The sequence below is a fragment of the Nocardia sp. NPDC058633 genome (assembly GCF_042717045.1).
Classification (GTDB): domain Bacteria; phylum Actinomycetota; class Actinomycetes; order Mycobacteriales; family Mycobacteriaceae; genus Nocardia.
In genome coordinates this window covers 1-1153 of sequence record NZ_JBHXRA010000049.1, presented here as the reverse complement: position 1 = coordinate 1153, position 1153 = coordinate 1, and the positions used below count along the sequence as shown (strand labels likewise).

The following is a 1153-nucleotide window of genomic DNA, read 5'->3' as shown; positions in this document are numbered from 1 at the left end:
TAGTAAGCCCTCGGCCTATTAGTACCAGTCACCTACACCAGTTACCTGGCTTCCAATTCTGGCCTATCAACCCCATGGTCTGTAGGGGGCCTTAACCCATCAAGTGGGAGAGAAACCTCATCTTGGAACAGGCTTCCCGCTTAGATGCTTTCAGCGGTTATCCCTTCCGAACGTAGCCAACCAGCAGTGCTCCTGGCGGAACAACTGGCACACCAGAGGTTCGTCCGTCCCGGTCCTCTCGTACTAGGGACAGCCTTCCTCAAGTTTCTTACGCGCGCGGCGGATAGAGACCGAACTGTCTCACGACGTTCTAAACCCAGCTCGCGTGCCGCTTTAATGGGCGAACAGCCCAACCCTTGGGACCTACTCCAGCCCCAGGATGCGACGAGCCGACATCGAGGTGCCAAACCATCCCGTCGATATGGACTCTTGGGGAAGATCAGCCTGTTATCCCCGGGGTACCTTTTATCCGTTGAGCGACACCGCTTCCACTTGCCGGTGCCGGATCACTAGTCCCGACTTTCGTCCCTGCTCGACCTGTCAGTCTCACAGTCAAGCTCCCTTGTGCACTTGCACTCAACACCTGATTGCCAACCAGGCTGAGGGAACCTTTGGGCGCCTCCGTTACATTTTGGGAGGCAACCGCCCCAGTTAAACTACCCACCAGGCACTGTCCCTGAACCAGATCATGGTCCGAGGTTAGAAGTCCAATACGATCAGAGTGGTATTTCAACGACGACTCCACCAACACTAGCGTGCCAGCTTCACAGTCTCCCACCTATCCTACACAAACCGTACCGAACACCAATACCAAGCTATAGTGAAGGTCCCGGGGTCTTTTCGTCCTGCCGCGCGTAACGAGCATCTTTACTCGTAATGCAATTTCGCCGAGTCTGTGGTTGAGACAGCAGAGAAGTCGTTACGCCATTCGTGCAGGTCGGAACTTACCCGACAAGGAATTTCGCTACCTTAGGATGGTTATAGTTACCACCGCCGTTTACCGGGGCTTAAATTCTCAGCTTCGCCCCAAAGGGCTAACCGGTCCTCTTAACCTTCCGGCACCGGGCAGGCGTCAGTCCGTATACATCGTCTTACGACTTCGCACGGACCTGTGTTTTTAGTAAACAGTCGCTTCTCTCTGGTCTCTGCGACC

At 54.8% G+C, this 1153-nt stretch carries 1 rRNA gene; it reads right to left on the bottom strand.

What is annotated here, in order from left to right:
• Positions 1 to 1153, bottom strand: a 23S ribosomal RNA gene (locus tag ACFWUR_RS29650); the annotation flags it as partial.